Annotated in this window: 24 protein-coding genes and 2 tRNA genes; 21 read left to right on the top strand and 5 right to left on the bottom strand. The window is 71.7% G+C overall.

The genetic code is table 11. The features are described 5' to 3' along the window. The first annotated feature begins 3 nt into the window (after positions 1-3). Both V4Y03_RS10570 and V4Y03_RS10565 read left to right on the top strand, forming a co-directional pair. Positions 4-564 (top strand): SCO2584 family spore wall biosynthesis protein, encoded by a 561-nt coding sequence (locus V4Y03_RS10570; RefSeq protein WP_332434748.1) that lies wholly within the window; start codon positions 4-6, stop codon positions 562-564. A 97-nt stretch (positions 565-661) separates the two neighbouring features. Next, a complete protein-coding gene (locus tag V4Y03_RS10565; protein ID WP_332434747.1) occupies positions 662-1,750 on the top strand; it encodes an SCO2583 family membrane protein in 1,089 nt (362 codons plus the stop codon). A 40-nt stretch (positions 1,751-1,790) separates the two neighbouring features. Here the strand turns inward: V4Y03_RS10565 and V4Y03_RS10560 are convergent, their stop codons facing one another. Continuing rightward, a complete protein-coding gene (locus V4Y03_RS10560) occupies positions 1,791-2,915 on the bottom strand; it encodes a M48 family metallopeptidase (protein WP_332434746.1) in 1,125 nt (374 codons plus the stop codon). A gap of 128 nt (positions 2,916-3,043) precedes the next feature. Between V4Y03_RS10560 and V4Y03_RS10555 the strand changes: the two genes are divergently transcribed. From V4Y03_RS10555 to V4Y03_RS10525, 7 genes are all read left to right on the top strand, one after another. Next, positions 3,044-3,253 carry a hypothetical protein gene (locus V4Y03_RS10555; protein ID WP_317878810.1) on the top strand — a complete coding sequence of 70 codons (210 nt, stop codon included), beginning with the start codon at positions 3,044-3,046 and terminating at the stop codon, positions 3,251-3,253. Between the two features lie 83 nt (positions 3,254-3,336). Next, a complete protein-coding gene (locus V4Y03_RS10550) occupies positions 3,337-3,501 on the top strand; it encodes a hypothetical protein (RefSeq protein ID WP_317878808.1) in 165 nt (54 codons plus the stop codon). A 51-nt stretch (positions 3,502-3,552) separates the two neighbouring features. Beyond that, complete coding sequence (gene nadD, locus V4Y03_RS10545; RefSeq protein WP_317878807.1) at positions 3,553-4,173, top strand: nicotinate-nucleotide adenylyltransferase; 621 nt, start codon at positions 3,553-3,555, stop codon at positions 4,171-4,173. A gap of 19 nt (positions 4,174-4,192) precedes the next feature. Continuing rightward, positions 4,193-6,016 (top strand): LCP family protein, encoded by a 1,824-nt coding sequence (locus V4Y03_RS10540; RefSeq protein WP_332434745.1) that lies wholly within the window; start codon positions 4,193-4,195, stop codon positions 6,014-6,016. Between the two features lie 93 nt (positions 6,017-6,109). Next, a complete protein-coding gene (rsfS, locus tag V4Y03_RS10535) occupies positions 6,110-6,577 on the top strand; it encodes a ribosome silencing factor (RefSeq protein WP_317876500.1) in 468 nt (155 codons plus the stop codon). Further along, positions 6,574-7,227, top strand: coding sequence for a histidine phosphatase family protein (locus tag V4Y03_RS10530; RefSeq protein WP_332437146.1), 654 nt, complete (start codon positions 6,574-6,576; stop codon positions 7,225-7,227). Before rsfS ends, V4Y03_RS10530 begins: the two co-directional genes overlap by 4 nt. 95 nt (positions 7,228-7,322) lie before the next feature. Beyond that, positions 7,323-7,395 (top strand) — tRNA-Ala (locus tag V4Y03_RS10525). 3 nt (positions 7,396-7,398) lie between these two features. Here V4Y03_RS10525 and V4Y03_RS10520 read toward each other — a convergent pair. Further along, a complete protein-coding gene (locus tag V4Y03_RS10520) occupies positions 7,399-8,331 on the bottom strand; it encodes a helix-turn-helix transcriptional regulator (protein ID WP_317876494.1) in 933 nt (310 codons plus the stop codon). 250 nt (positions 8,332-8,581) lie between these two features. On the opposite strand from V4Y03_RS10520, the gene V4Y03_RS10515 reads away from it, so the two are divergent. After that, a complete protein-coding gene (locus V4Y03_RS10515) occupies positions 8,582-8,815 on the top strand; it encodes a hypothetical protein (RefSeq protein ID WP_056559019.1) in 234 nt (77 codons plus the stop codon). Here V4Y03_RS10515 and V4Y03_RS10510 read toward each other — a convergent pair. Then, positions 8,794-10,014, bottom strand: a complete 1,221-nt coding sequence (locus tag V4Y03_RS10510) for a glycosyltransferase 87 family protein (protein ID WP_332434744.1) — start codon at positions 10,012-10,014, stop codon at positions 8,794-8,796. The genes V4Y03_RS10515 and V4Y03_RS10510 overlap by 22 nt on opposite strands. Positions 10,015-10,137: 123 nt before the next feature. Here V4Y03_RS10510 and V4Y03_RS10505 point away from each other — a divergent pair. The 9 genes from V4Y03_RS10505 (at position 10,138) to V4Y03_RS10465 (ending at position 22,027) form a co-directional block, all read left to right on the top strand. Beyond that, positions 10,138-10,210 (top strand) — tRNA-Ala (locus V4Y03_RS10505). A gap of 267 nt (positions 10,211-10,477) precedes the next feature. Continuing rightward, positions 10,478-13,384: a leucine--tRNA ligase gene (leuS, locus tag V4Y03_RS10500; protein WP_332434743.1), complete on the top strand. Its 2,907-nt coding sequence runs from the start codon at positions 10,478-10,480 to the stop codon at positions 13,382-13,384. A gap of 143 nt (positions 13,385-13,527) precedes the next feature. Then, the gene (locus V4Y03_RS10495) at positions 13,528-14,259 is read left to right on the top strand and encodes a hypothetical protein (protein ID WP_332434742.1); all 732 of its coding nucleotides are present in this window, start codon (positions 13,528-13,530) and stop codon (positions 14,257-14,259) included. Between the two features lie 113 nt (positions 14,260-14,372). Beyond that, positions 14,373-15,218, top strand: a complete 846-nt coding sequence (locus V4Y03_RS10490) for a DegV family protein (protein WP_332434741.1) — start codon at positions 14,373-14,375, stop codon at positions 15,216-15,218. A gap of 381 nt (positions 15,219-15,599) precedes the next feature. Continuing rightward, complete coding sequence (locus V4Y03_RS10485; RefSeq protein WP_443079768.1) at positions 15,600-16,409, top strand: helix-hairpin-helix domain-containing protein; 810 nt, start codon at positions 15,600-15,602, stop codon at positions 16,407-16,409. Between the two features lie 266 nt (positions 16,410-16,675). Next, positions 16,676-19,024, top strand: coding sequence for a ComEC/Rec2 family competence protein (locus V4Y03_RS10480; RefSeq protein WP_332437145.1), 2,349 nt, complete (start codon positions 16,676-16,678; stop codon positions 19,022-19,024). Positions 19,025-19,039: 15 nt separating this feature from the next. Continuing rightward, positions 19,040-19,660 carry a winged helix-turn-helix domain-containing protein gene (locus tag V4Y03_RS10475; RefSeq protein WP_317874854.1) on the top strand — a complete coding sequence of 207 codons (621 nt, stop codon included), beginning with the start codon at positions 19,040-19,042 and terminating at the stop codon, positions 19,658-19,660. A gap of 34 nt (positions 19,661-19,694) precedes the next feature. After that, on the top strand, positions 19,695-20,957 hold the full coding sequence (locus tag V4Y03_RS10470; protein ID WP_332434739.1) for an MFS transporter: 1,263 nt from the start codon (positions 19,695-19,697) through the stop codon (positions 20,955-20,957). A 179-nt stretch (positions 20,958-21,136) separates the two neighbouring features. After that, positions 21,137-22,027, top strand: a complete 891-nt coding sequence (locus tag V4Y03_RS10465) for a YceI family protein (RefSeq protein ID WP_332434738.1) — start codon at positions 21,137-21,139, stop codon at positions 22,025-22,027. A 78-nt stretch (positions 22,028-22,105) separates the two neighbouring features. Here V4Y03_RS10465 and V4Y03_RS10460 read toward each other — a convergent pair whose 3' ends face one another. Next, the gene (locus V4Y03_RS10460; protein ID WP_443079767.1) at positions 22,106-22,366 is read right to left on the bottom strand and encodes a hypothetical protein; all 261 of its coding nucleotides are present in this window, start codon (positions 22,364-22,366) and stop codon (positions 22,106-22,108) included. 33 nt (positions 22,367-22,399) lie between these two features. Between V4Y03_RS10460 and holA the strand changes: the two genes are divergently transcribed. Then, positions 22,400-23,389, top strand: coding sequence for a DNA polymerase III subunit delta (gene holA / locus V4Y03_RS10455; protein WP_332434736.1), 990 nt, complete (start codon positions 22,400-22,402; stop codon positions 23,387-23,389). 611 nt (positions 23,390-24,000) lie between these two features. Here holA and rpsT read toward each other — a convergent pair. Then, the gene (rpsT, locus tag V4Y03_RS10450) at positions 24,001-24,267 is read right to left on the bottom strand and encodes a 30S ribosomal protein S20 (RefSeq protein WP_317874849.1); all 267 of its coding nucleotides are present in this window, start codon (positions 24,265-24,267) and stop codon (positions 24,001-24,003) included. A 183-nt stretch (positions 24,268-24,450) separates the two neighbouring features. Here rpsT and lepA point away from each other — a divergent pair, with 183 nt between their 5' ends. Further along, a complete protein-coding gene (gene lepA, locus V4Y03_RS10445) occupies positions 24,451-26,316 on the top strand; it encodes a translation elongation factor 4 (protein ID WP_317874848.1) in 1,866 nt (621 codons plus the stop codon). Positions 26,317-26,331: the final 15 nt, after the last annotated feature.

Raw genomic sequence — 26,331 nt, 5'->3', positions numbered from 1 at the left:
ACCGTGCCGGACGACGTGGGGGGCACGCCGTTCCAGAACGGCGGGGACCCCGAGGACTCTGTCGACCGCGGAGGCGCCGACGAGGTCTACGCCGACGTGGTGTTCGACGAGGAATTCGTACGGGCCGCGGTCGTGCACGAGCCGACCGCGGTCGAGCGGCTGCTCGCCGCCGCCCAGGCCCGTGCCGAGGCCGAGGCGGCCCGCGCCCGCGCCGGTGGCGGACCCGTCGAAGACGACCCCTACGGGGAGTTCCACGACACCTCCGACCTCACCTACGAGCCCGACGACGTGGGTGACGACGCCAGCCCCTACGGCCGCCACGGAGGCGCCCTGCGCCCCTACCGGGGCAGCGCCCGCTGGCACCGGCCCGTCGCCTGGCTGCTCGCCCTCGTCATGGGCGTCGGCATGGTCGCCCTCGCCTTCAGCGCCGTCTACCGGGGTGCTGCCGCCAACCGGCAGGACCAGGTCCCGCCGCCGGCCACCACGGGCGTCGACACGCCCCAGCCCCATCCGGCACCGCCCGCCGCCCAGGCTCCGGCGGCGCGGTCCGCGTTCCCCGGGTAGCGGTCCGTGACCTCCGCACACCCCGACGGGGGAATTCTTCCGAACTTGTCGTGAAGCCGGGCGTTTACCGAAGCCCCCGCGGACCTACCCTGAAGGTATGGCAGGCCGCGAGGACCCGCCTGAAGGGACGCCCGAGGGGTTCCCCGGCGGTGGTGAGGACGAGTACCGATCCGTCGTCTTCGACGAGGCGTTCGTCCAGGCTGCCCGTCTCCAGGAGTTCTCCGCCAACGAGCGGATGGGCGAGCACGCACAGGCCGTCCGCAGCCGCCGCTCCGCCTGGGAGCGCAGAAGCGGCTCCCGCCAGGCCCTCATGCTGGTCATGCTGATCCTCCTCGCCTTCGGAACCGCCATCTACCTGGGTGTCCGCAACCCGTACATGCCTCCCGTCGACCAGCGGGCCGAGCCGCTGCGGACCACCGTGGTGGCGCTCGCCCCCCGGGTCCCGGTCGCGGGCGGTGTGCCCGAGCGGCTCTTCGACCACAGCCCGGCCGCCGACTACCGCACGGGCGCCGCAGGCATCGTCCTGCCCGTCCCCGGAAGCACCACCCACTTCGCCGAGAGCCAGGTCGGCGCGGCCCTCGGCATCGCCAAGGACTACCTCGTGGCCTCCTCGCTGGAGCCCGATGTCCTGTCCGGGGCGACCGTGCGGCCCCCGCGGCTGCTGCTCGACCCGGACCAGCTGGACCAGTTCGACCGGAGCGTCGCGGCATCCGCGGACGACGGCCGGCACGCCCTCGCCGCCTGGCTGGTCCGCTTCGACCCGCGGCAGGTCGTCCTCGCGGATCCCGCCACGCGCGTCCAGGGCACCCTGCGCTTCGAGGAGACCGGTCCCGACACCCTGGACGTCACCGCGGACCACACGTACACCTACGCCCTGCGCCCGGCCGCCCACGGCCCGGGGCCGGTCGCGGCGGCGTCCCTCTTCACCGTCCACCGCGTGGTGCACTTCCGCTTCGACCGCGGCGACCTGCGCATGCACCGGGCCGAGCTGCTGACCAGCACCGTCGAGGCGGGACCCCAGGCCTGCGGCGCGGACACCACCGGCGCCCTGAAGCCGCTCCTCGCGGGAGCGCGGCCCCCCGGGCCGGGCGACGGACCGACGGTCACCGACCCGTACGCCACGGGCCGCCCCGCCGCCCCGTCCCTCTGCGGAGTCCTGGCCCCGAGCGCCCAGCCCTCGCTCTAGCCGGGGTGTCGCGCGCTCTAGCCGGGGTGCCGCGCGGGCCCTACTTCTTGGCGTCCCCGTCGCCCTTGGTGCCGTCGTCCTCGGTATCGCCGGCCGGTCCGCCCTCGTCCGCCTGCTTGGGGCCGCCCTGAGCACCGCCGCCGAAGCGGTTGCGCAGCCGTCCGCCCAGGTCGCCCGCCAGGTCACCGGCGCCGCCCGCTATGTCCCCGACCAGCTTCATCAGCGGATCCTTGCTGGTCCTCACCGTGTCGGCGTAGTGCCCGGCCGACTCGCGGAAGGAGTCCGTGACGGAGGTGTCCTTGTCCTCCGAGCGCTTCGGGTAGTGGCCGTCCATGATCCGCTGGAAGTCGCGGCTCTCCGACCACTTCTTCAGCTCCGCCGCCCGGACGGTGGCGAAGGGGTGCGTGCGCGGCAGCACGTTGAGGATCTTCAGGACCGAGTCCCGCAGGTCCCCGGACTTCTCGTACTCGTCGGCCTGGGCGAGGAACGCGTCCACGTTCATCTCGTGGAGGTGGTTGCCTCCGGCGAGCTTCATCAGGCCGCGCATCGAGGACTGCACGTCCTGCCCGACGAGGAGGCCCGCCCGGTCGGCGGACAGCTCGGACTTGCGGAACCACTCGCGCAGCGCCGTCACGATGGCCATGATCGCGACGTTCCCCAGCGGGATCCAGGCGATCTTGAGCGCCAGGCTCGTGAGGAAGAGCAGCACCGTGCGGTACACGGAGTGCCCCGAGAGGGCGTGCCCGACCTCGTGGCCGACGACCGCCCGCATCTCCTCCTCGTCGAGGAGCTCCACCAGACCGGTGGTGACGACGATGATCGGCTCGTCGAGGCCGATGCACATCGCGTTGGGCTTCGGGTCCTGGGTCACGTACATCGGCGGGACCTTCTCCAGGTCCAGGATGTAACAGGCATCCCGCAGCATGTCGTTGAGATGGCTGAACTGCGCGTCGCTCACCCGGACGGAGTCCGAGAGGAAGAGGAGTCGCAGGCTGCGCTCGGGCAGCAGCCCGCTGAGCGCCTTGAAGACCGTGTCGAAGCCGCTGAGCTTGCGCAGCGCCACCAGCGCCGAGCGGTCGGCCGGATGCTCGTAGGCCCGCGAGGAGATGCCGGGGAACCGCTTCCGCTGCCTGCTCGGCACGTTCCCCTGGTCGTTCTCGGTCATGGATGCCCCCTGTTCGTACGAGTCGGTGCTCGTCCCCCTGACTGAACCCACCCTAGGCGCTGGCGCTACCGTGTGCCGGGGCCTGTGGATAACTCGGGCACCACGGACGACCGAGGAGCACGACCGACATGCCGGACACCGCAGACGCCGCAGCCGCCCTGCTCGCGGCCGCCGCACAGCAGGGACCGGGCAACACGCTCCGCATCGTGCTGCTCGTCTCGATCGTGGGCGGCGCCCTGCTCGCCTGGTTCCTCCTGCGCGGGTACCGCAGCGACGACACCGAGGTCACCGACGACACCGGGACCACCGGCAACACGGAGCGCGACGCGAACGCCTGAGTCGGCGTGAGCCCGTCCGGGCGGCCCGCATACGATGTTCGCGAAGTCTCCGCTCCCATCCCCGATCGATAGGTCTGTCGAAGATGAGCCTCCACAGCACCGCCGCCAACCTGGTCTCTCTCGCCGAGGGCGCCGAGCACGGCGGCGGCAACCACGAAAGCCTCAGCCCCTACCTCACCGGTTTCGGTGCCTTCGGTGCCCTGCTCCTGCTGCTGTGGATCACCACCCGCTTCAACCGCGACCGCTGAACCGGCGACCCTGATCCGGCGTCCGCTGCCGTGCCAGTAGGCTCTGCACGCATGGGAGAGCAGGAATTGCCTACTGGCGGGCGTGGGAAGCGCCGACTCGGCGTGATGGGCGGAACGTTCGACCCGATCCACCACGGACACCTGGTGGCGGCCAGTGAGGTCGCCGCCCTGTTCCACCTCGACGAGGTGGTGTTCGTGCCGACCGGGGAGCCGTGGCAGAAGAACGACAAGGCCGTGTCGGCGGCCGAGGACCGTTACCTGATGACGGTGATCGCCACCGCGTCCAACCCGCAGTTCTCGGTCAGCCGGATCGACATCGACCGCGGCGGCGCCACGTACACCATCGACACCCTGCGGGACCTGCACTCCCTCAACAGCGACTCGGACCTCTTCTTCATCACCGGGGCCGACGCGCTGTCGCAGATCCTCACCTGGCGCGACGCCGAGGAGCTCTTCTCGCTCGCCCATTTCATCGGCGTCACCCGGCCGGGCCACGACCTCACCGACGACGGACTGCCCAAGGGCGGGGTCTCGCTGGTCGAGATTCCCGCGCTGGCGATCTCCTCCACCGACTGCCGGGCGAGGGTCAGGCAGGGCGACCCCGTCTGGTACCTGGTCCCGGACGGCGTGGTGCGCTACATCGACAAGCGCCAGCTGTACCGCGGCGAGTGAGCTTCGGGGAGGGGCACCGGTGAACGATCAGCAGAATCCGTACGATCCGTACTATCCGCAGCCGCAGATCATCGGCTACGACGCGTACGGGCAGCCGGTGTACCAGCAGCCACAGCAGCCACAGCAGCCACAGCAGGCTCCCGGGCAGCAGCATTACGACCCGTACGGCGGTCAGCAGCAGGGCCAGCAGGCGCATCAGCCCCAGCAGGGCCACCAGCCCCAGCAGCCCCAGCAGGGCCACCAGCCCCAGCAGCCCCAGCAGGGCCACCAGCCTCAGCAGCCCCAGCAGGGCCACCAGCCCCAGCAGCCCCAGCAGGCGTACGGCTACGACCCCTACGCGCAGCAGCAGCCCGCGCCGCAGCAGCAGCCCTCGTACGACCCGTACGACCCCTACGGGCAGCAGGGGTACGCCTACCCCTCCCAGGACACGGGGCAGCAGTGGGCCGCCCGGGCCGAGCCCGCGCCCGCCCCCGTACAGGCTCCGCCGGCCGCCTCCGTCGCGGCCCCCGCAGGAGTCCCCGGGCAGCGGCCCGCGTCCGAGCGGTCCGCCCCGGCGAGGCCGGCCGACGGCGAGGACCGGGACTACCGCACCGAGCAGTTCTCGTTCATCGAGGAGCCCGACGAGGACTCCGAGGACGTCATCGACTGGCTCAAGTTCACCGAGAGCCGTTCCGAGCGACGCGAGGAGGCCCGGCGCAAGGGCCGCAACCGGGTCATCGCGCTGGTCGTCGTCCTCGTCCTCGCGGTCGTGGGCGGCGTCGGCTACCTCTGGTCCGCCGGCCTGCTCCCCGGGTCATCCGACACGGAGGAGAAGGGGGGCGCCACCGCGACCGGTCCGCAGAAGCGCGACATGATCGTCGTCCACCTCCACGACACCAAGAACGGCGGCACCTCCACCGCCCTCCTCGTGAACAACGCGACCACCCGCCAGGGCAACACGGTCCTCATCCCCAACTCCGCCCTCGTCGCCGACGACGAGGGCGCCGCGACCACGCTCGGCAAGTCCGTCGAGGCCGACGGCTCGGGCGGCACCCGGGAGGCGGTCGACAACCTCCTCGGCACCACGATCACCGGTACCTGGCGCCTGGACACCCCGTACCTGGAGAACCTCGTCGAGACCCTCAGCGGCATCGAGGTCGACACCGACACGGCCGTGCCCGACACCAAGAAGGGCGCCGAGCCGCTGGTCAGGAAGGGCGAGAAGCAGACGCTGAACGGCCGCGCCGCCGTCGCCTACGCGACCTACCGGGGGCCCGGAGAGGCCGAGGCCAAGCAGCTCCAGCGCTTCGGCCAGGTCATGTACGGCGTGCTGCGGAAGTTCTCCTCCGACCCCGAGGCCGCCACGGTCACCGTCCAGACCCTCCAGCAGATCCTCGACCCCTCGCTCCCCGAGAAGGACCTGGCCGCCTCCCTGGCCAGGCTCGCCGAGCACGCCAAGATCGGCGCGTACAAGACGGCCCTGCTCCCGGTGGGCCAGGACGGCGCGCTGACCGAGGGCGGCGCCGACAGTGTGGTGAAGGACATCCTGGGCGGCAAGGTCACCGCACCCAAGGCCGACGACGTGCCCCGGGTCTCGGTCCGGGACGGCTCCGGCAAGAACGCGACCGAGGCGGCCCGGGTCGTCCTGATCAACGGCGGCTACGCCTTCACGGGCGGCGTGGAGACGGCCACCCAGGAGAAGTCGCAGGTCGTCTACGGTGACGAGGCCCAGAAGGCGACGGCGGTCGAGGTGGCCAAGACGCTGGGTCTGCCGACAGGATCGGTCACCAAGGGCAAGCCCTCGGGAGCGGCCGCGGTGACCGTGCTCCTGGGCCAGGACTACGAGATCAAGGGGGCCCGGTAGGGGCCCTGTGGGGCGCCCCGGAAAACGTTGGCGGTGTCGTCGGCGGTCCGTGAGACCCTGGAGGGGTACTGGACCGCCGACGAAAGCCTGCTTGTGACCGCCACGGATCGTTCCATCGAACTCGTCAACGCCGCCGCTCAGGCGGCCGCCGACCGGCTCGCGCACGACATCATCGCGTACGACGTCAGCGATGTGCTGTCGATCACCGACGCCTTCCTGCTCGCCTCCGCGCCCAACGACCGCCAGGTCAAGTCGATCGTCGACGAGATCGAGGAGCGCCTGAACAAGGACCTCGGCGCCAAGCCGGTCCGCCGTGAAGGCGACCGCGACGCCCGCTGGATCCTGCTGGACTACGTCGACATCGTCGTCCACGTCCAGCACAGCGAGGAGCGGGTCTTCTACGCCCTGGAGCGGCTGTGGAAGGACTGCCCCGAGCTGCCGCTGCCCGAGGACGCGGCGAAGACCCGCGGCAAGGGTGCCGAGCACGCCGAGCTCACCGGCGTCGACCTCTCCGCGCACGCCGCCGGCCTGCCCGACGGACCGGACGGTGAGCTGAGCTGAGCACCACCAAGGGCGGCACTGGCCGCCGAATCGTCCTCTGGCGCCATGGCCAGACCTCCTGGAACCTGGAGCGCCGCTTCCAGGGCTCGACCGACATCGAGCTGACGGAGACCGGCGTCGCCCAGGCGCGCCGGGCCGCCCGGCTGCTCGCCGCGCTGACGCCGGACGCCATCGTGGCCTCCGACCTGAAGCGGGCGGCGGCCACCGCCGCCGAGCTGGCCGCGCTCACCGGCCACACCGTCAACCACGACTCCGCGCTGCGCGAGACGTACGCGGGGGAGTGGCAGGGGCTGACCCACGAGGAGATCGTGGGGCGGTACGGCGAGCAGTACGCCGCCTGGAAGCGCGGCGAGCCCGTGCGCCGGGGCGGCGGCGAGCTGGAGACCGAGGTGGCCGACCGGGCCGCCCCGGTGGTCCTGCGGCACGCCGACAAGCTCCCCGAGGACGGCACGCTCGTCGTGGTCAGCCACGGCGGCACGATCCGCACCACCATCGGCCGGCTCCTGGGCCTGGAGGCCGAGCACTGGGAGAGCCTGGGCGGCCTCTCGAACTGCTGTTGGTCGGTCCTGGGCGAGGGTGCCCGCGGCTGGCGTCTGATGGAGCACAACGCGGGCACGCTGCCCGAACCGGTCCTCGGCGACGACGACTGAGCCCCGAGACCGGCCTGCCGGACCCGGATTTCACTTTCCGGCAGGTCACAGGCTAGAGTTCTTCTTGTTCGCAGCGCAGAGCGCGAAGAACACGAGGGGCTATAGCTCAGTTGGTAGAGCGCCTGCATGGCATGCAGGAGGTCAGGAGTTCAATTCTCCTTAGCTCCACAGTCACCGAATCCCGTCCCCAGCAGGGGGCGGGATTCGTCGTTCCGGCACCTCGCGTGGGTCGGCCACCTCGCGTGGGTCCGGCACCTCGCGCAGGGATGCGAGCCCACGGCGGCTCTCCTCGTCGGTGGGGGTGTAGGCCACGATCCGGCACTCCGGCATCCCGTTCACGGAGAGGGAGACCGAGGTCAACCGGACCTCGCCCACCCGCGCGTGGCGTAAGACCTTCACCCGTGTCCCCGGCGGGACCACGTCACCACCGCGCCACAGCCGGGTGAACTCCGGACTGACCTCCGCGAGACCCCGTACGAGCTCCTCCCAGGCGGGCTCGCCCGCATGCCGCCCGTACGCGCCCCGCAGCCGCGCCACCATCAGCGCCGACTCCCGCTTCCGGTCGACCACCGGGCACAGGGGGCCGGGCACGCCGAACAGCGCCCACAGCGCGTTGCGTATGGAGAACGGGCCGGTGTCCGGGGTCTGTCCGTCCTGGAAGAAGAGCCGCTCGTACACGGTGTTGGTCGCGAGCACGTCGTACCGCGCGTTGTAGAGCACCGCCGGGTGCGGCTCCAGGGCGTCGAGGATGCCCTGGATCTCCGGACTGACCTCCTGGACGTCCCCGGCGGACCTCTCGGGCGCGTACGGCACCTCGGCCAGGTGGTAGAGGTGCTCGCGCTCGGGGCGGTCGAGGCGAAGGGTGCGGGCGACCGCGTCGAGCACCTGCGCGGAGGCGTTGATCGGGCGCCCTTGCTCCAGCCACGTGTACCAGGTCACGCCGACTCCGGAGAGGTGGGCGACCTCCTCGCGGCGCAACCCCGGTGTGCGGCGGCGGAGTCCGGGCGGCATCCCGACGTCCTCCGGAGTCACCCGGGCCCGGCGGCTGCGCAGGAACGCGGCCAGTTCCGGCCGTCGGCGTCGCTGTGTCGGTACTGCTGCCACGATCGTCCACCCTCATGGTCGACAACATGTCCCGTACCCAGTAAAGACGGTGGCACCGACAATCGCCCCGGCCCGCCGCTCGGGGGCGCCGGGCGCCGCGCCGAGCACGCCGACCCTCTTGCGAGGCCATGGCAGAATCGGACGGCCGGAGGGGGACGAGGATCCGGACGGGAGGGTGACCCAAGTGCTCGGCGACAACGGCAGGGTGTCCTATGGGTGCACGGCCTGCGGCCACAGCTGGAGCTGACTGATGGGTGCACACAGGCGGAAGTGCGACTGGTGCGGCAGCGGCACGCCCATCGTGCGCGACATGGAACCCGTCAACCCGGGGTTCCAGTACTGGTGCGAGGAGTGCGCGCGGGCGCTGATCATAAAAGGCGACCCCATCGAGACGTACCGCGAACTCGAGGGGGAGCCGATCTACGGCCGGCTCCTCGACGAGCACTGCACCCTCAAGCGGTTCTACTCCTTCGCCACGGCCTGACGCCGCAGCGTCAGCGCGTATCCCACGAGCAGCGCCGTCGCCGTCAGCGGATAGACGGCCGACAGCAGCATCTGTCCCGCGTTCTGGTCCAGTTCGGGCCGGCCCGGGTCGTGCGGAACCCACCACAGCGCGAACGAGGCGAAGACCAGGGCCACCGTCCCCGTCACCGCCCACGCGCGCGTGGCGCGGTCCGCGAGCAGGATCAGCAGCGGCACGCACCAGACCCAGTGGTGTGACCACGAGATCGGGCTGATCATCAGCGCCGTGAACGCGCAGACGACCACCGCCACCGCCTTGTCGCCGCGCACAGCGGCCCGCACCGCGAGCACCATCGCCAGGCCGCCGAGGACCGCCGCGGTCACCGCCCACCACATGCCCGGGTCGTCCGTGTGCATCAGCCGGGCAAGGACCCCGCGGATCGACTGGTTGGCGGTCTCCTCGGCGAAGCCGACCCGGCCCGTCTCGAACAGGGTCTCCGTCCAGAACCGCTTGGAGTCCGCGGGCAGTACGAGCGCCACGGCCAGCGTCGTCCCGAGGAACACCCCGGTCGCCGTCACCGCCGTCCGCAGCCACTGGTTCCAGACCCGGTCCCGGCGCCACAGCAGCAGCCCCGCGACCAGCAGCAGGACCACGAAGAGGCCCGGTGTGAGTTTCACCGCGGTCGCCAGGCCGATGCCCAGGCCGGCCCAGCGGCTGCCCTCACGGCGCGTGAGGTCCCAGAGCACCGCCACCGCTATGAGCAGGTTGATCTGCCCGTACCGCAGGGTCGTCCACACCGGCTCGCACCAGACCACCACCGCCGCGACCCACAGTGTCGTACGCCACAGATCCGTGCGGGACAGCGACGGGCGGACCAGCTGGAGCGAGAGCTGCACCAGCGCGACCACCAGGAGCAGGTTCCCCGCGGTGGTGAGCGTCCGCATCAACGGCACCCCCACCAGGGTCAGCGGGACGAACAGCAGTGCGGCGAAGGGCGGATAGGTCATGCCGAGGTTCGCCGAGGTGGCGCGCATCGCGTAGAGGTCGCCGCCGGCCCGGACCGTCTCGCCCTCGGCCCGGTAGACCATCACGTCGAGCATGTTCACGTGGGCGAGGCGTTGCGCCACCCAGAAGGCCGCGAACGAGAGCAGACAGACCGCCGCGGCGGTGGCCAGGGGCCACGGCCGGGCGCGGGTTTTTGAGAGCACGGAGACGGACACAGTCGGCGACCCTACCCGGCAGGTCAGAAGGGTCCGGAGAATCGATTTGGAGATCTGCCGGGGAGCCGGTTAATGTTCTGTCTGTCGCCGCGAGGGAAACTGAAACGGAGACGGGAACAACAAGGGGCTATAGCTCAGTTGGTAGAGCGCCTGCATGGCATGCAGGAGGTCAGGAGTTCAATTCTCCTTAGCTCCACAGAAAAGAAAGCGGACCACCCGGATCGGGTGGTCCGCTTCTTCGTGTGTCCGCACTCGGAACGCCGGTGCGGCCCGTACGGGCCCTGCGGTACCCTGGCGCCATGCGTGCCGTACGCCTTCTGCTTACCGAGCCGCGCTGATCAGTCCCGACGGATGACAGACATCTGTCGGAGTCGGCGCGGCGTCCCCTCCTGTGCGAGGGGATTTTTCATTTCACGGCAGTCCGTGGCAGTGGGCAGAGACGATCGATGGAGCTTCAAGGACCATGACCGAGATCAATACGGCCGCCGAGACGGCGGCCCCGCATCGCTACACGGCGGCCATGGCCGCTGACATCGAGGCACGCTGGCAGGACTTCTGGGACGCCGAGGGCACCTACGAGGCCCCGAACCCCACCGGTGATCTGGCGGGCGACCCCGAGGTCGCCGCCCGGCCCAAGAAGTTCATCATGGACATGTTCCCGTACCCATCGGGTGCGGGCCTGCACGTCGGCCACCCGCTCGGCTACATCGCCACGGACGTCTTCGCCCGCCACGCGCGCATGACCGGCCACAACGTGCTGCACACCCTGGGCTTCGACGCCTTCGGCCTGCCGGCCGAGCAGTACGCCGTGCAGACGGGCACGCACCCGCGCGTGTCCACCGAGGCCAACATGGAGAACATGAAGGTCCAGCTGCGCCGGCTGGGCCTGGGCCACGACAAGCGCCGGTCGTTCGCCACGATCGACCCGGAGTACTACCGCTGGACCCAGTGGATCTTCCTGCAGATCTTCAACTCCTGGTACGACGACGAGGCCGGCAAGGCCCGTCCGATCGCCGAGCTGGTCGAGCAGTTCGAGAACGGCACCCGTGAGGTCCCCGGCACGCGCGCGTGGAGCGAGCTGAGCGCCGCCGAGCGCTCCGAGGTCCTGGGCGAGTACCGCCTGGCGTACGCCTCCGACGCGCCCGTCAACTGGTGCCCCGGCCTGGGCACGGTCCTGGCCAACGAGGAGGTCACCGCCGACGGTCGCTCCGAGCGCGGCAACTTCCCCGTCTTCAAGTCCAAGCTGCGCCAGTGGAACATGCGGATCACCGCCTACGCGGACCGCCTGCTGGACGACCTGGACGCGCTGGACTGGCCCGAGGCCATCAAGCTGCAGCAGCGCAACTGGATCGGCCGCTCCGAGGGCGCCCGCGTCGACTTCCAGGTCGGCGACACCGGTGCCATCACCGTCTTCACCACCCGCCAGGACACCCTGTTCGGCGCCACCTACATGGTCCTGGCTCCGGAGCACCCCCTGGTCGACGGCGCTGCGAAGATCGTCCCTGCCGTCTGGCCCGAGGGCACCCACGACGTGTGGACCGGCGGTCACGCCACCCCGCCCGAGGCCGTCGACGCCTACCGCAAGCAGGCCGCCTCCAAGTCCGACGTCGAGCGCCAGGCCGACGCCAAGGAGAAGACCGGCGTCTTCACCGGCGCGTACGCGACCAACCCGGTCAGCGGCGAGCAGGTCCCGGTCTTCATCGCCGACTACGTCCTGATGGGCTACGGCACCGGCGCCATCATGGCCGTCCCGGCGCACGACAGCCGCGACTTCGCCTTCGCGCGCGCCTTCGAGCTGCCGATGCGCTGCGTCGTGGATCCGAGCACGGCGTCCGACAGCGGCTCCGCCGCGGACCGCGGGACCGATCCCTCGACCTGGGACGAGGCCTTCTCCTCGTACGAGGCGAAGCTGGTCAACTCCTCGAACGAGGACATCTCCCTGGACGGTCTGGGCGTCGTCGACGCCAAGGAGAAGATCACCGCCTGGCTGACCGACCGGGGCATCGGCGAGGGCACGGTCAACTTCCGGCTGCGCGACTGGCTGTTCAGCCGCCAGCGGTACTGGGGCGAGCCCTTCCCGATCGTCTACGACGAGGACGGCGTCGCCCACTCGCTGCCCGAGTCGATGCTGCCGCTGGAGCTGCCGGAGGTCGAGGACTACTCGCCGCGCACCTTCGACCCGGAGGACGCGGACACCCAGCCGGAGACCCCGCTGTCCCGCAACGAGGACTGGGTCAACGTCACCCTGGACCTGGGTGACGGCGCCGGTCCGCGCCGCTACCGCCGCGAGACCAACACCATGCCCAACTGGGCCGGTTCCTGCTGGTACGAGCTGCGCTACCTGGACCCGCACAACGACGAGAAGCTGGTCGACCCGGCCGTCGAGCAGTACTGGATGGGCCCCCGCGAGGGCATGCCGACCGGTGGCGTCGACCTGTACGTCGGCGGCGCCGAGCACGCCGTGCTGCACCTGCTGTACGCGCGGTTCTGGTCCAAGATGCTGTTCGACCTGGGCCACATCTCCTCGGCCGAGCCGTTCCACAAGCTGTACAACCAGGGCATGATCCAGGCCTTCGTCTACCGGGACGAGCGCGGGATCGCCGTGCCGGCGGCCGAGGTCGAGGAGCGCGACGGCGGCTTCTGGTACCAGGGCGAGAAGGTCAGCCGCGTCCTGGGCAAGATGGGCAAGTCCCTGAAGAACGCCGTGACGCCGGACGAGATCTGCTCCGAGTACGGCGCCGACACCCTGCGCCTGTACGAGATGGCGATGGGCCCGCTGGACGTGTCCCGTCCCTGGGACACGCGCGCGGTGATCGGCCAGTACCGGCTGCTGCAGCGGCTGTGGCGCAACATCGTCGACGAGTCGACCGGCGAGGTCACCGTCGTCGACGACGCGCCCGACGAGGACACCCTGCGCGCGCTGCACAAGGCGATCGACGGTGTCTCCCAGGACATGGTCGCGATGCGCTTCAACACCGCCATCGCCAAGATCACCGAGCTGAACAACCACCTGACGAAGACGGGCGGCGCGCTGTCCCGGTCGGTGGCCGAGCAGCTGGTGCTGCTGGTCGCCCCGCTGGCTCCGCACATCACCGAGGAGCTGTGGCGCCGGCTGGGCCACACCGACTCGGTCGTCCACCAGGGCTTCCCGGTGGCCGACCCGGCGTACGTCGTCGACGAGACCGTGACCTGTGTCGTGCAGATCAAGGGCAAGGTCAGGGCCCGTCTGGAGGTCTCGCCGTCGATCACCGACGCGGACCTGGAGGCGCTGGCGCTGGGCGACCCGCACGTGGTCGCGGCGCTGGGCGGCGCGGAGATCCGCAAGGTGATCGTGCGGGCGCCGAAGCTGGTCAACATCGTCGCGGGCTGACGACACGGTCGCCGTCCCGACGGACACATAGGGGTTTCCCCTACGGGCAGGTTGGGGGTTCCGAAGGAACCCCTGGCCTGCCCGTTCCGTTTACGGTGGAGGGACCACATCCGTGGGAACCGACGGACGCCGGAGGGGCACACATGGAAGCCACGATTATCACGATCATGGCGCTGCTCTTCTTGTCGTTCGTGGCGCTCGGTGTCTTCGTCACCGTGAAGGCTGTCAAGGCCGCCAAACGCGGGGTCGACCGCACGATCGACCAGGCGCGGCGCACGGTCGAGGACACCACGCTGCGGGCCAAGAGCTTCGGCCAGACAGGGGTCCCGGGCGAGCTGGCCAGACTCCGGCTCTCGCTGCGCACCTCCATGCGGGCCACGCAGGAGGCGCTCCAGGCGGGTGTCGGCGAGGACGCTTCGCTGAAGGAGTCGCTGGACCTGTTCCGCCGGCTCAGCGGGCACGGGCTCGAACTGGACGACGACCTCAGGCGCCTTGAGCGGGAGCCCGACCGAGCATGGGTGGCCGGGCAGCTCCCCGAACTCACCGCGCGGACCGAACGGATCACGAGCTCGGCCGACGCGCTGCGCCGCGCCGCCCGGGACCGGGCCCTTAAGTTCGCCGAGGACGACCTGTCGTCGCTGAGCGACCAGATCGACGTCGAGGCGGGGGCACTGCGCCACTGGACCGGCCCGGAGAGCTCGCCGCGTGCGGCGGCGGGCACCGACGAATTCGGGGCCGCGCCGTCCGGGCAGTCCGGGACCGCCGGGCAGGCCGGGCAAGGGGCCGGCGGTGAGCGGTCCGCGATCACGGCGCCCGATCCGCGTCGGACCGCCTACCCCTGGGAGAAGTCGGCCCGCCCCGAGACCACCACCTGACGGCACCCGGGCGGAGGACGGAAGCCCGGGCGCGGGCGTCCGGACGGAAGCTCGACGTGTCGCCGGTGGGGCCGGGCTGCCGTGCGGCGGTCTCGGCGGGTAACCTCCCGCTCATGTCCCGGCATGTCGCGATCGTCACCGATTCCACGGCCTACCTGCCACGCCAGACGAGGGAGCGGCACGCGATCACCACGGTCCCGCTGACCGTCGTCATCGGCGACCGCGCCTTGGAGGAAGGCACCGAGATCTCGGCCAAGGCCCTCGCCGAGGCCCTGCAGAAGAAGCGCCCCGTCACCACCTCGCGGCCGAGCCCCGAGGTCTTCGCCGAGGCCTACCGCGACGCCGCCGAGGCCGGGGCGACAGGCGTCGTCTCGCTCCATCTGTCCGCCGAGGTCTCCGGGACCTACGACGCCGCCGTGCTCGCGGCGAAGGACGCGCCGCTGCCCGTGCGCGTGGTGGACACCCGGATGATGGGGATGGCGCTCGGCTTCTGCGCCCTGGAGGCGGCGCGGATCGCCGAGGCCGGCGGTTCGCTCGACGAAGCCGTCGCGGCTGCCGAGAAGCGCGCCGCGGGGACCTCGGCCTACTTCTACGTCGACACCCTGGACTATCTGCGCCGGGGCGGACGCATCGGGACCGCACAGGCGCTGCTCGGCTCCGCGCTCGCGGTGAAGCCGCTCCTCGAACTCGACGGCGGGCGGATCGAGCTGAGGGAGAAGGTGCGCACTGCCTCGAGGGCCATCGCGCGCCTGGAGGAGATCGCGGTGGAACGGGCCGGTTCCGGCGACGTCGACATCGCGGTCCACCACCTCTCCGCCCCGGAACGGGCCGCGGCGCTCGCGGACCGGCTCAGGGAGCGTGTGCCGGGAATGGCGGAGATCCAGGTCAGCGAGGTGGGAGCGGTCATCGGCGCGCACACCGGGCCCGGGCTGCTCGCGGTCGTCGTCTCGCCGCGCTGAGAACCGTCACTCGGGGGAGTGACGGAGTTTTCCACAGCCGGGCCCCTGTCCACGGAACCTCGTCGGGTCCCGCACGGTGCGGTCGCGATACCTAGCGTCATCCGCATGACTCTTCGTACACGTACGGCATCGACCACTCCACGCACCCTGGGCACGAGGGGTGCTCCGACGAGCGGACCCGGCAGGGCGTCGGGTTCCGACGGGCGGAGCCGCCCCGGAGCGCGCGGAGCGTCTCCCGGGCGGGCCGGGAGGCGGGCCAGGGTCGGGAGGACGGCCACGGGGATTCCCGGGGCGGGGGTACGGCGCCGGGGCGACGCGCTGTTTCCTGGAGCTGCGGGGGCGGTGGGGGCGGGCGCCGTGGGGACGGTGCCGGTGGGCGCGGTGGCTGTGGGGCCGGTGCCGGTGGGGGTGGCCGGCGGTGCGGTGGTGCCGGAGGCGCCCGAGGCGCCGGAGGCGCCCGAGGCGTTTGAGCGGGGGTCGCCGCCCGGGGCTCGGGGGCGGCTGGCGGAGGCGTTGCGCGAGCGGATGCCGGTGTGGGTGCAGACGCGTTGTGGGCTCGAACCCAGGTCGCTGGCCGCGGTGGTGGTGGTCCTGGTCGTCGCCGCGGGGCTCGCGGGCGGCTACTTCTGGACGGGTCGGCCGGAGCCGGTGCGCGCTCCCGAACTCGTGCGGGCCGTGCCCGTCGCGGACGCGCCCGCGCCCGGATCTCGCGCCGGGACGGGGACAGCGCCTCCTCGGGGTCCGGGCGCCGCGTCGGGTGGGGCGAGGGTGATCGTCGATGTCGGTGGGAAGGTGCGCAGGCCAGGGGTGCTGACGCTGCCCGCGGGCTCGCGGGTGGCGGACGCCCTGCGTGCCGCGGGCGGGGCGAAGCCGGGCGCCGATCTCACCGGGCTCAACCGGGCCCGTGTCCTCTCCGACGGCGAGCAGGTGCTCGTCGGACTGCCGGGGGTGGCGGCGGGCGGTCCCGGTCCCGGGGGCGCGGGAGGAGGCGGGCCGGGGGTGCCGTTGAGCCTGAACACCGCCACGGCGGAGCAGCTCGACACCCTTCCCGGGGTCGGTCCCGTCCTCGCCCGGCACATCGTCGACCATCGGACGGAGCACGGCGGATTCCGGTCGGTCGGGGAGCTGCGGGAGGTCAACGGCATCGGTGAACGCCGGTTCGCCGACCTCGAACCCCTGGTCCGGCCGTGAAGGGCCGGGAGAGGACGGCCGGCGAGCCGGAGAGCGCCGGGGCCGAGGAGGAGCGCCGGGCCGCCGGGTGGGAGGAGGGGCCCGTGGATCTCCGGCTCGTTCCGCTCGCGGTGGCGGCGTGGGCGGCGGCGGCCTGCGCGCTCGGTGCCACCGGGTGGTGGACGCTCGGCGGGGTCGCGGTGTGTCTGGTGGTGGCCGTCGGTCTGCTGGTGCCGGGGGTGGCCCGGAGGTTCGGTGGCGGGGAGGCCCGCCGGGGTGTCTCGGAGATGGATTCCGGGGCGCCCTCCGGGGGCGGCCGCGTCGCCGGGGGCACTCGCCGGTGGTCGGGGTCGCCGGGGTGGCGGTTGCGGGCGACCGCGTGTGCCGGAGCCCTGCTGTGCGCTGCCGCCGGGGCGACCTCGGCGGGGCTGCACGCGGCGGATCTGCGGCGCGGTCCCGTTCCGGTGCTGGCGAAGGAGTCGGCGCGGGTGTGGCTGGAGGTGACGGTGGCCTCCGATCCGAGGCTCACCCGGCCCCGTGTGCGGGGCAGTGCGACGGTCCCGGTCTCGGTCGTCCTGGACGGGGTGGTCACCAGGGCCGAGCGGTCCGACGGCACGGCCCATCGGACCAGGGCCCCGGTCCTGCTGATCGTGCCGCCGGGGGAGGGGCGGGAGGAGTGGTTACGGCTCCTGCCGTCGACCCGGCTGAGGGTCGGTGGGAGGCTCGCACCGCCGGCACGGCCGGACGATCCGTTCGCCGCGGTGCTCAAGGTCGACGACGCCGGGGCGCCTCGGATCATCGGGCCACCGAGCGCGCTGCAACGGACGGCGGGGGAGTTGCGCGCGGGGCTGCGGCGGGCGACCGAGGGGCTGCCACCCGATGCGCGGGCCCTGTTGCCCGGCCTGGTCGTGGGCGACACGTCCAGGGTCGAGCCCGAGCTGCGGGACGCCTTCCAGGCGACGGATCTCACCCATTTGCTTGCTGTTTCAGGAAGCAACCTCTCCATCGTGCTGCTTCTGCTCGTGGGGCGCCCGGGGCGGGCCCACCTGGTGGAGCGGGGCGGGCTCGCGCCCCGGCTGGGGCTTTCGCTGCGGGGCACGGCCTTGGCCGGGGGAGCGCTGACGCTGGCGTTCGTGGTCGTCTGCCGGCCCGATCCGAGCGTGCTTCGGGCGGCGGCCTGCGGGTTCGTGGTGCTGCTCGCGATCGGGACCGGCCGGCGGAGATCGTTGATTCCGGCGCTGGCCGCCGCCGTCCTGGCGCTGGTGCTCTACGACCCCTGGCTGGCCCGGAGTTATGGATTCCTGCTCTCGGTCCTGGCCACCGGCGCCCTGCTCATGGTCGCCCCGGGGTGGAGCGAGGGGCTACGGCGGCGAGGGGTGCCCGGTGGGCTCGCGGAGGCCCTCGCGGCCTCACTGGCGGCGCAGGCGGTCTGTGCCCCGGTCGTGGTGGTCTTCGCCGCGCGGGTGAGTCTGGTCGCGATTCCGGCGAACCTGTTCGCCGAGCTCGCGGTGGCGCCCGCGACGGTGCTCGGATTCGCCGCGCTCGCCCTGGCGGCGGTGTGGACGCCGGCGGCGGAGTGGGTCGCCTGGCTGGCGGGGTGGCCCGCCGGTTGGATCGCTCGGGTGGCCCGTACGGGCGCCGCCCTGCCGGGGGCGGAACTGAACTGGCCGGGCGGGTGGTGGGGCGGCCTCGCCCTGGCGCTGCTCACGGCCGTGGTCGTGCTCGGGGCGCGCAGACTTCCGTACCGGGGGCCGATCGGTGTGCTGGTCGTCGTCGTGCTCCTCCTCGTGGTGGTGCGGCCGGCGCCGCTGACCCGGTGGGCCACCGGATGGCCGCCGCCGGGCTGGGTGTTCGCGATGTGCCAGGTGGGGCAGGGGGACGCGACAGTGCTCGCGGCGGGCGGGGACGCGGGCGTCGTGGTGGACGCGGGACCGGAGCCGGAGGCAGTGGACCGGTGTCTGCGCGAACTCGGGGTCAGGAGCGTGCCGTTGCTGCTGCTCACCCATTTCCACGCGGACCATGTGGCCGGGCTGCCGGGGGTGCTGCGCGGGCGGGCGGTGGGGGCGATCCAGACGACGGGTTTGGAAGAGCCGCCCGGCCAGGCCGCGTTCGTCCGGCGGACGGCGGCTACCGCGCGTGTGCCGCTGATCCGCGCGGGGCCGGGGGAACGGCGGCGGGCCGGGGCCCTGGAGTGGCGGGTGCTCTGGCCGGCGCCGGAGGCGGGGGCGGTGGCCGGGGAATCCGTCGCCGGGCCGAACGACGCCAGTGTCACCCTGCTCGTCCGGGCGGCGGGAGGGCTGACCCTGTTGCTGCTCGGTGATCTGGAGCCACCGGCGCAGCGGGCGTTGCTACGGGCCCATCCGGGCCTCGGGCCGGTGGACGTGCTCAAGGTCGCCCACCACGGTTCCGCCCACCAGGACCCGGGGCTGATACGGGCGGTGCGGCCGAGGCTCGCGTTGGTCTCGTCCGGGCGGGACAACCCGTACGGGCACCCTTCGCCCCGGACTCTGGAGCTGCTGCGGGCCGGCGGGGCGCGAGTGCTGCGGACCGATCGGGACGGGGCGATCGCGGTGGTGGGAGCGGGGCCGGGCCTCGTGGCCGTACCGAGGACCATCCTTGTAAAGGAGTCTTTCTAAAGATATCTTTACATCATGTCGGAGAACAGTGACCCACGGCCCGAGGGCGAGCAGCCCCGCAGTATTCGGCTCACCGACCCGCGCGCACTCCGCGCGTACGCCCACCCCCTGCGGATGTCCCTGGTGGGGCTGCTCCGCACCAGCGGACCGTTCACCGCCACCCGGGCGGCCGAGCTGACCGGGGAGTCCGTCGCCAGTTGCTCCTACCACCTGCGGATACTCGCCAAGTACGGGCTGGTGGAGAAGGCGCCGGGGGGCAAGGGCCGGGAGAAGCCCTGGCGGGCCACGGCCCGGTACACGGAGTGGCCGGAGTACAGCGAGGATGCGGCGGTCACGGAAGCGGCCGACGCGCTGGGCGCGGCGATCGTCGAGTGCTACTTCGAGCGGGTCACCCGGGCCATGGAAGGCCGGCACCGGCTGCCGAGGGAGTGGCGGGAGGCCGAGCAGTTCGGCGACCGCGTGCTCCACCTCACCCCCGAGGAGCTGGCCGGGATCGGGGAGCGCATCGACGAGCTGTTCCGGCCCTACGAGACGCGTGCCGCCGACCCGTCGCTCCGGCCGGAGGGCTCGCGGCCCGTCACCGTCCTGCAGATCGCCTACCTGGACCAGGACGTACCCGAAAGCGATGAGGAGTGAGAGGGGAGTGGGAGCAGTGGGAGGAGTGAAGCGTATGGGCCTCATGGGCCGGGTGCCGCCGTTGCTGCGCGAGCGGACCTTCCGTCGGTACTGGACAGGACAGACCATCTCGCTCGCCGGGGACCAGATATCGCTCATGGCGATTCCGCTCGCCGCGGTGCTGGTACTCGGCGCCGACGCCGCCGCGATGGGCTGGCTCAAGGCCGCCGAACTCCTGCCCGCGCTCCTGTTCAACCTGCCGTTCGGCGCCTGGGCCGACCGTCAGGCCGGCCGCAGGCGCGCCATGATCGCGACCGACCTCGGGCGGGCGGCACTGGTGCTGTCCCTCCCCGTGGCCTACGCGCTCGACGCCCTGACGCTCACCCAGCTCTACGTGGTGGCCTTCGGGGTCGGCGCGCTCACCGTGCTCTTCGAGGTCTGCAACGCCACGCTCTTCGTGGCGCTGGTGCCCACCGAGCGCTATGTGCAGGCGAACTCGCTGGTCAACGGCAGCCGTTCGACTGCCTGGCTCGCGGGGCCCGGGGTCGGCGGCCTCCTGGTGCAGTTCCTCACCGCTCCCTTCGCCCTGGTCGCGGACGCCCTCACGTACCTGGTGTCGGCCGGGTACCTGGCCCGGATCGCCCCGGCCGAGCCCCCGCCCGCGCCCGTCACCAAGGGGCACTTCACCGAGGGGATGCGCTGGGTGCTCCGGGAGCGTTCGATGCGTGCGCTGTTCTCCGCCTCCGGGACGGTGCAGTTCTTCAACTTCATGTTCCACACGCTCTTCGTGCTCTACGCGACCACCGAACTCGGCCTCGGGGCGGGCCTGCTCGGCCTGGTGCTGGCGACCGGCGCCGTGGGCGGTCTTCTCGGGGCGGTGTGGAGCGGAGCGGTTGTCCGGCGGATCGGCATCGGCGGCTCGCTCGTCGCCGGCTTCCTCGGGTTCACGCTGCCGCTGCTCCTGATACCTCTGGCCGGCGGCCCGCGGACGTTGGTGGTGTTCGTGCTGTTCCTGGCGGAGTTCCTCTCGTGCGTCGGCGTGATGATCGTGGATGTGGCGGTGGGATCGTTCCTGATGGCGCTGATACCCGACGCCGTGCGGGCCCGGGTCATGGGTGCTTTCCGGACGCTCAACCATGGCTTCCGCCCGCTCGGCGCGCTTGTCGGAGGGCTGCTCGGCACCGCGATCGGACTGCGGCCGACGCTCTGGATCGCCACGGTCGGGGCCGTCTTCGCCGTGCTGTGGCTGCTGCCCTCGCCGCTGCCGTGGATGCGGGAGTTGCCGAAGCGGGAAGGGGAATCGGCGCCGGTCGCGTAGGTGCGGGGAGGTGCGTTCTTCTGCGCGGGTCGCGCTCGGTGACCGAGTAAAGTGGAATTTCCGATTCGAACCGTCGGTAACACTTGCTGCGGGCTTGCCCGGTTTGCCTAGAACGTGTCGGCGGTGATCGAATGCGACTTCGTTGCACAATGAACGAGTCGCACGGGGGTGCGTGAAGAATGTTCGATCGTCTCTTCGGGAAGCGTGCGGCGGGCGCCGCCCGGGGCGGTCCGCTCGCCGGTCTCGCCGTACCCGCCTCTGCGGGAATGCTGAGCTGCCGGGTGCTCGACCCGGTGCACGAACCGGTCCGGCAGGCCGAGTTCGTCGTCAGCGACGCCGCGGGGCGCAAGGTGCTCGCGGGGGAGACCGACCCGTACGGCACGGCGCTCGCGACCGTACCGGCGGGCGAGTACCGGCTCGCGATCACCGCCGAGGGCTATACGCCGCACCACGGCACCGCCGTCGTCGCCGAGGGCGGCCACGCCGGGCTCGGTGACGTACTGCTCCAGATCGCCCCGCAGCCCCCGCTCCCCGAGGCGGGCGACTGGGAGATCGACCCGACGCACTCGCAGATCGGGTTCACGGCGCGCCACATCGGCCTGGCCCGGATCCACGGACGGTTCAACAGCTTCGCGGGCGCGGTGCGGATCGGTGAGCGGATGGAACAGTCGGCGATGCATGTCGTCATCGACGCCGCGTCCATCGACACCGGGGTGCAGATGCGCGACGACCACCTGCGGTCCGGTGACTTCCTCGACGTCGGCGCCTATCCCACGCTGGAGTTCTTCAGCGAGCGCTTCACGCACAGGGGTGGCAACCGGTGGGCCGTCACCGGCGCACTCACCCTGCACGGCGTGAGCCGCACGGTGACGCTCGACACCCAGTACCTGGGCCTCGGGAGCGGGCTGGAGGGCGAGACCCGCGGTGCCTGCCGGGCCAGCACCGAACTGCACCGGGAGGACTTCACCCTCACCTGGCAGACGCTGCTCGCGCGGGGGATCTCGGCAGTGGGGTCGAGCATCAGCATCGAGCTCGACATCCAGATCGTTCCGAAGTCGACGCGGGGCTGACGGGCGGGCGCCGCCCGGAGCGGGGCGGGGTCGCCGGCCGGTCCTGCGGGCGACCCCGTGGACGTCCCCGCGGGTGTCTTACGGGGCCTCCAGCCAGCCCTCGTACTCGGCGGCCAGCTCGTCGAGGGCCGCCGGGTCCAGGCTGCCGTGCGGATCCTCGACCACCACCAGCCACTGGGCGTCCTCCGCGTCGTCCTCCCCGGCCAGGGAGTCCCGTACGAGCTGAGGTTCCTCCGCCAGGCCGAAACGGTCGGGGAGTTCGCCCGCGACCTCCTCGGCGGCGTCGCGGTCGGGGAGTACCAGTACGTGTCGTTCGCTCACCCGGCCATTCTCGGGCATGGGTGTCAGTGGCCCGTGGGATGCTGGATCGCGATGGCCACCAGAAAGACTTCCCCCGAAGAACTCCTCGGTCCCGTGACGCTCGCCGTGGGGCAGGAGGACCTGCTCCTCGACCGTGTCGTCCAGGAGGTGGTGGCGGCCGCCCGCGCCGCCGACGCCGACACGGACGTCCGCGACCTCATGTCCGACCAGCTCCAGCCCGGGACGCTCGCCGAGCTCACCAGCCCCTCGCTCTTCGCCGAGCGGAAGGTCCTGGTCGTGCGGAACGCCCAGGATCTCGCCGCCGACACGGTCAAGGACATCAAGGCGTACCTCGACGATCCGATCGAGGACATCTCGCTCGTCCTGCTCCACGCGGGCGGGGCCAAGGGCAAGGGGCTGCTCGACGCCGCGCGGAAGGCGGGGGCACGGGAGGTGGCCTGCCCGAAGACCACCAAGCCGGCGGAGCGGCTGACGTTCGTACGGCAGGAGTTCCGGGCGCTGGGGCGGTCGGCCACGCCGGAGGCCTGCCAGGCGCTCGTGGACTCGATCGGCAGCGACCTGCGGGAGCTCGCGTCCGCGGCGGCGCAGCTCACGGCCGACGTGGACGGGACGATCGACGAGGCCGTCGTCGGGCGGTACTACACGGGGCGCGCCGAGGCGTCCTCCTTCAACGTCGCGGACCGCGCCGTCGAGGGGCGGGCGGCGGAGGCGCTGGAGGCGTTGCGCTGGTCGCTCTCGACCGGGGTCGCGCCGGTGCTCATCACCAGTGCGCTCGCGCAGGGTGTACGGGCGATCGGCAAGCTGTCCTCGGCGAGGGGCGGGCGACCCGCCGACCTCGCCCGGGAGCTGGGGATGCCGCCCTGGAAGATCGACCGCGTACGGCAGCAGATGCGGGGCTGGACCCCGGACGGGGTGTCGCTCGCGCTGCGGGCGATCGCGGAGGCGGACGCGGGGGTGAAGGGCGGCGGGGACGACCCGGAATACGCCCTGGAGAAGGCGGTGGTCGCGGTGGCTCGGGCGGCGAGGATGCGGCGGGGGTAGGGGGCGGGGGTGTCTGCGGGTCGGTGATTGTGGGTGGGGCGGGGTAGGTCTGGGCCGGGGCCGGGGCCGGGGCCGGGGGGTCGGTGCGGGCGGTAGGTGGCCGGCGCCGGAGCGGTTTCCCCCACCCCGCCCCTTCCCGAAACCCTGCCGGGGGCGGGTGGGCACAAGCCCGATTGCCGGGGGCTCCGCCCCCGAACTCCAGCGGGTGCGGCAGCTTTGCGCCCCAGGGGCTTACCGCGGGACCCCGCGTGGGTTTGGCGGCTTCGCGCCGTGGCGCTGCGCGCTCGGTCTCGGTGGGCGGGGCGGTCTTGAGCTGTGGGGCTTCGCCCCGCCCCAGCCGGCCTCGGCGGCTTTCCCTTGGCCGCTTAGGGCCCGGCCCCCGGCCCCGCCCCCTCGACCCCCAGCCCGCATCATCGGCATGAAGGCAGTTCCTGTCGCCCCGGGAACGGCGAAAGCCCCGGCTCTCCTGGGGGAGGAGAGGCGGGGCTTTCGGCGTGTTCAGGGTGGGCTCGCACCCGCGTGGCGAACGCGTCCGCGTGCGAGTCCTGGGTGGCCGGGCGGGAGCGGGAGAGAGGGCCCGCTGGATCCCGTACGGCCGATCACATCAGGGCTCAGCCCTGGAGAGCGGCAGCCTTGGTGGCCAGCGCCGACTTCTTGTTGGCGGCGGCGTTCTTGTGGATGACGCCCTTCGAGACAGCCTTGTCGAGCGCGCGGGCGGCGGCGCGAGAAGCCACGACGGCCTTCTCGACGTCACCCGCGGCGACGGCCTCGCGGGCCTTGCGGATCGCGGTCTTGAGCGAGGACTTGACGGCCTTGTTGCGCAGGCGCGCCTTCTCGTTCGTCTTGTTCCGCTTGATCTGGGACTTGATGTTCGCCACGAAAAGAGCCTTTACAGGTTCGATGTTCCTTCTGGATGCGCCTCGCAGCTGAGAGGGCATACGAGACACAGCTGTCCACAGTATCAGCGACCCTCGCGCCCGCCCAAACCGGGCGCCGGGCGACGGGCATGGGACCATGGAGCCTACGTATCGATCCGACATCGCCCCGAGACGAGACCCTGCGTGCCCGCGACTCCTACCAACGTGCCCGAGCCGAGCCGTACCGACCCGGCTCTGATCCGCAACTTCTGCATCATCGCGCACATCGACCACGGCAAGTCCACGCTCGCCGACCGGATGCTCCAGCTGACCGGTGTCGTCGACCAGCGGCAGATGCGTGCCCAGTACCTCGACCGCATGGACATCGAGCGGGAGCGCGGCATCACGATCAAGTCCCAGGCGGTCCGGCTGCCGTGGGCGCCCACCGACGGGCAGGGTGGGGGCAGGACGCACATCCTGAACATGATCGACACCCCGGGGCACGTCGACTTCACGTACGAGGTCTCCCGGTCGCTCGCGGCCTGTGAGGGCACGGTGCTGCTCGTGGACGCGGCGCAGGGCATCGAGGCGCAGACGCTCGCCAACCTCTACCTGGCGATGGAGAACGACCTCACCATCGTCCCGGTCCTGAACAAGATCGACCTCCCGGCCGCCCAGCCGGAGAAGTTCTCCGAGGAGCTGGCCAACCTCATCGGCTGCCAGCCGGAGGACGTCCTCAAGGTCTCCGCGAAGACCGGCATGGGCGTCGAGGCGCTGCTCGACCGGGTCGTCCGTGACGTGCCGGCCCCGGTCGGCGTCGCCGACGCGCCCGCCCGCGCGATGATCTTCGACTCGGTCTACGACTCCTACCGCGGTGTCGTGACCTACGTCCGTGTCGTCGACGGCCAGCTCAACAAGCGCGAGCGCATCAGGATGATGTCGACCGGCGCCACCCACGAGCTGCTCGAGATCGGTGTCTCGTCCCCCGAGATGACGTCGTCCGACGGCCTCGGCGTCGGCGAGGTGGGCTACCTCATCACCGGTGTGAAGGACGTCCGTCAGTCCAAGGTCGGTGACACGATCACCTCCCTGAACAAGGGCGCCACCGAGGCCCTCGGCGGCTACAAGGACCCGAAGCCGATGGTGTTCTCGGGCCTCTACCCGCTGGACGGCTCGGAGTACCCGGACCTCCGCGAGGCCCTCGACAAGCTCCAGCTCAACGACGCCGCGCTCGTCTACGAGCCGGAGACCTCCGCCGCGCTCGGCTTCGGCTTCCGCGTCGGCTTCCTCGGTCTGCTCCACCTCGACGTGATCCGCGAGCGGCTGGAGCGCGAGTTCGGTCTCGACCTGATCGCCACCGCGCCGAACGTGGTCTACCGCGTGGTCATGGAGGACGGCAGCGAGCACACGGTCACGAACCCGAGCGAGTTCCCCGAGGGCAAGATCGACGACGTGTACGAGCCCGTCGTACGCGCCACGATCCTGGCCCCCAGCGAGTTCATCGGCGCGATCATGGAGCTGTGCCAGACGCGTCGCGGCACCCTCATCGGCATGGACTACCTCTCCGAGGACCGCGTCGAGATCCGCTACACGCTGCCCCTCGCGGAGATCGTCTTCGACTTCTTCGACCAGCTGAAGTCCAAGACGCGCGGTTACGCCTCGCTCGACTACGAGCCCACCGGCGAGCAGGCCTCCAGCCTGGTCAAGGTCGACATCCTGCTGCACGGCGACAAGGTCGACGCCTTCTCCGCCGTCACCCACAAGGACGCCGCCTACGCATACGGCGTGCGCCTCGTCGCCAAGCTGCGCGAACTCATCCCGCGGCAGGCCTTCGAGGTGCCGATCCAGGCCGCCATCGGCTCCCGGGTCATCGCCCGCGAGACCATCCGCGCCATCCGGAAGGACGTCCTCGCCAAGTGCTACGGCGGTGACATCTCCCGTAAGCGGAAGCTGCTGGAGAAGCAGAAGGAAGGCAAGAAGCGCATGAAGATGGTCGGCTCCGTGGAGGTGCCGCAGGAGGCCTTCATCGCCGTCCTGTCGAGCGACGAGTCCTCCGGCAAGAAGAAGTAGCCCCAGGCCGCCGCA

Source organism: Streptomyces sp. P9-A4 (genome assembly GCF_036634195.1).
Taxonomy (GTDB): Bacteria; Actinomycetota; Actinomycetes; order Streptomycetales; family Streptomycetaceae; genus Streptomyces.
The sequence above is the reverse complement of the archived record's forward strand: the minus strand, read 5'-3'. Positions and strand labels throughout refer to the sequence as shown.

Excerpts from the sequence above, each read along its gene's own strand:
- V4Y03_RS10550 (WP_317878808.1), top strand. The coding sequence starts at position 3,337 with ATGAGCCTCCACAGCACCGCCGCCAACCTGGTCTCTCTCGCCGAGGGC.
- nadD (WP_317878807.1), top strand. The coding sequence starts at position 3,553 with ATGGGAGAGCAGGAATTGCCTACTGGCGGGCGTGGGAAGCGCCGACTC.
- V4Y03_RS10515 (WP_056559019.1), top strand. The coding sequence starts at position 8,582 with ATGGGTGCACACAGGCGGAAGTGCGACTGGTGCGGCAGCGGCACGCCC.
- V4Y03_RS10495 (WP_332434742.1), top strand. The coding sequence starts at position 13,528 with ATGGAAGCCACGATTATCACGATCATGGCGCTGCTCTTCTTGTCGTTC.
- V4Y03_RS10555 (WP_317878810.1), top strand. The coding sequence starts at position 3,044 with ATGCCGGACACCGCAGACGCCGCAGCCGCCCTGCTCGCGGCCGCCGCA.
- V4Y03_RS10480 (WP_332437145.1), top strand. The coding sequence starts at position 16,676 with ATGGATTCCGGGGCGCCCTCCGGGGGCGGCCGCGTCGCCGGGGGCACT.
- holA (WP_332434736.1), top strand. The coding sequence starts at position 22,400 with ATGGCCACCAGAAAGACTTCCCCCGAAGAACTCCTCGGTCCCGTGACG.
- V4Y03_RS10465 (WP_332434738.1), top strand. The coding sequence starts at position 21,137 with ATGTTCGATCGTCTCTTCGGGAAGCGTGCGGCGGGCGCCGCCCGGGGC.
- V4Y03_RS10460 (WP_443079767.1), bottom strand. The coding sequence starts at position 22,366 with ATGCCCGAGAATGGCCGGGTGAGCGAACGACACGTACTGGTACTCCCC.
- V4Y03_RS10470 (WP_332434739.1), top strand. The coding sequence starts at position 19,695 with ATGGGCCTCATGGGCCGGGTGCCGCCGTTGCTGCGCGAGCGGACCTTC.
- V4Y03_RS10560 (WP_332434746.1), bottom strand. The coding sequence starts at position 2,915 with ATGACCGAGAACGACCAGGGGAACGTGCCGAGCAGGCAGCGGAAGCGG.
- leuS (WP_332434743.1), top strand. The coding sequence starts at position 10,478 with ATGACCGAGATCAATACGGCCGCCGAGACGGCGGCCCCGCATCGCTAC.
- V4Y03_RS10565 (WP_332434747.1), top strand. The coding sequence starts at position 662 with ATGGCAGGCCGCGAGGACCCGCCTGAAGGGACGCCCGAGGGGTTCCCC.
- V4Y03_RS10475 (WP_317874854.1), top strand. The coding sequence starts at position 19,040 with ATGTCGGAGAACAGTGACCCACGGCCCGAGGGCGAGCAGCCCCGCAGT.
- V4Y03_RS10490 (WP_332434741.1), top strand. The coding sequence starts at position 14,373 with ATGTCCCGGCATGTCGCGATCGTCACCGATTCCACGGCCTACCTGCCA.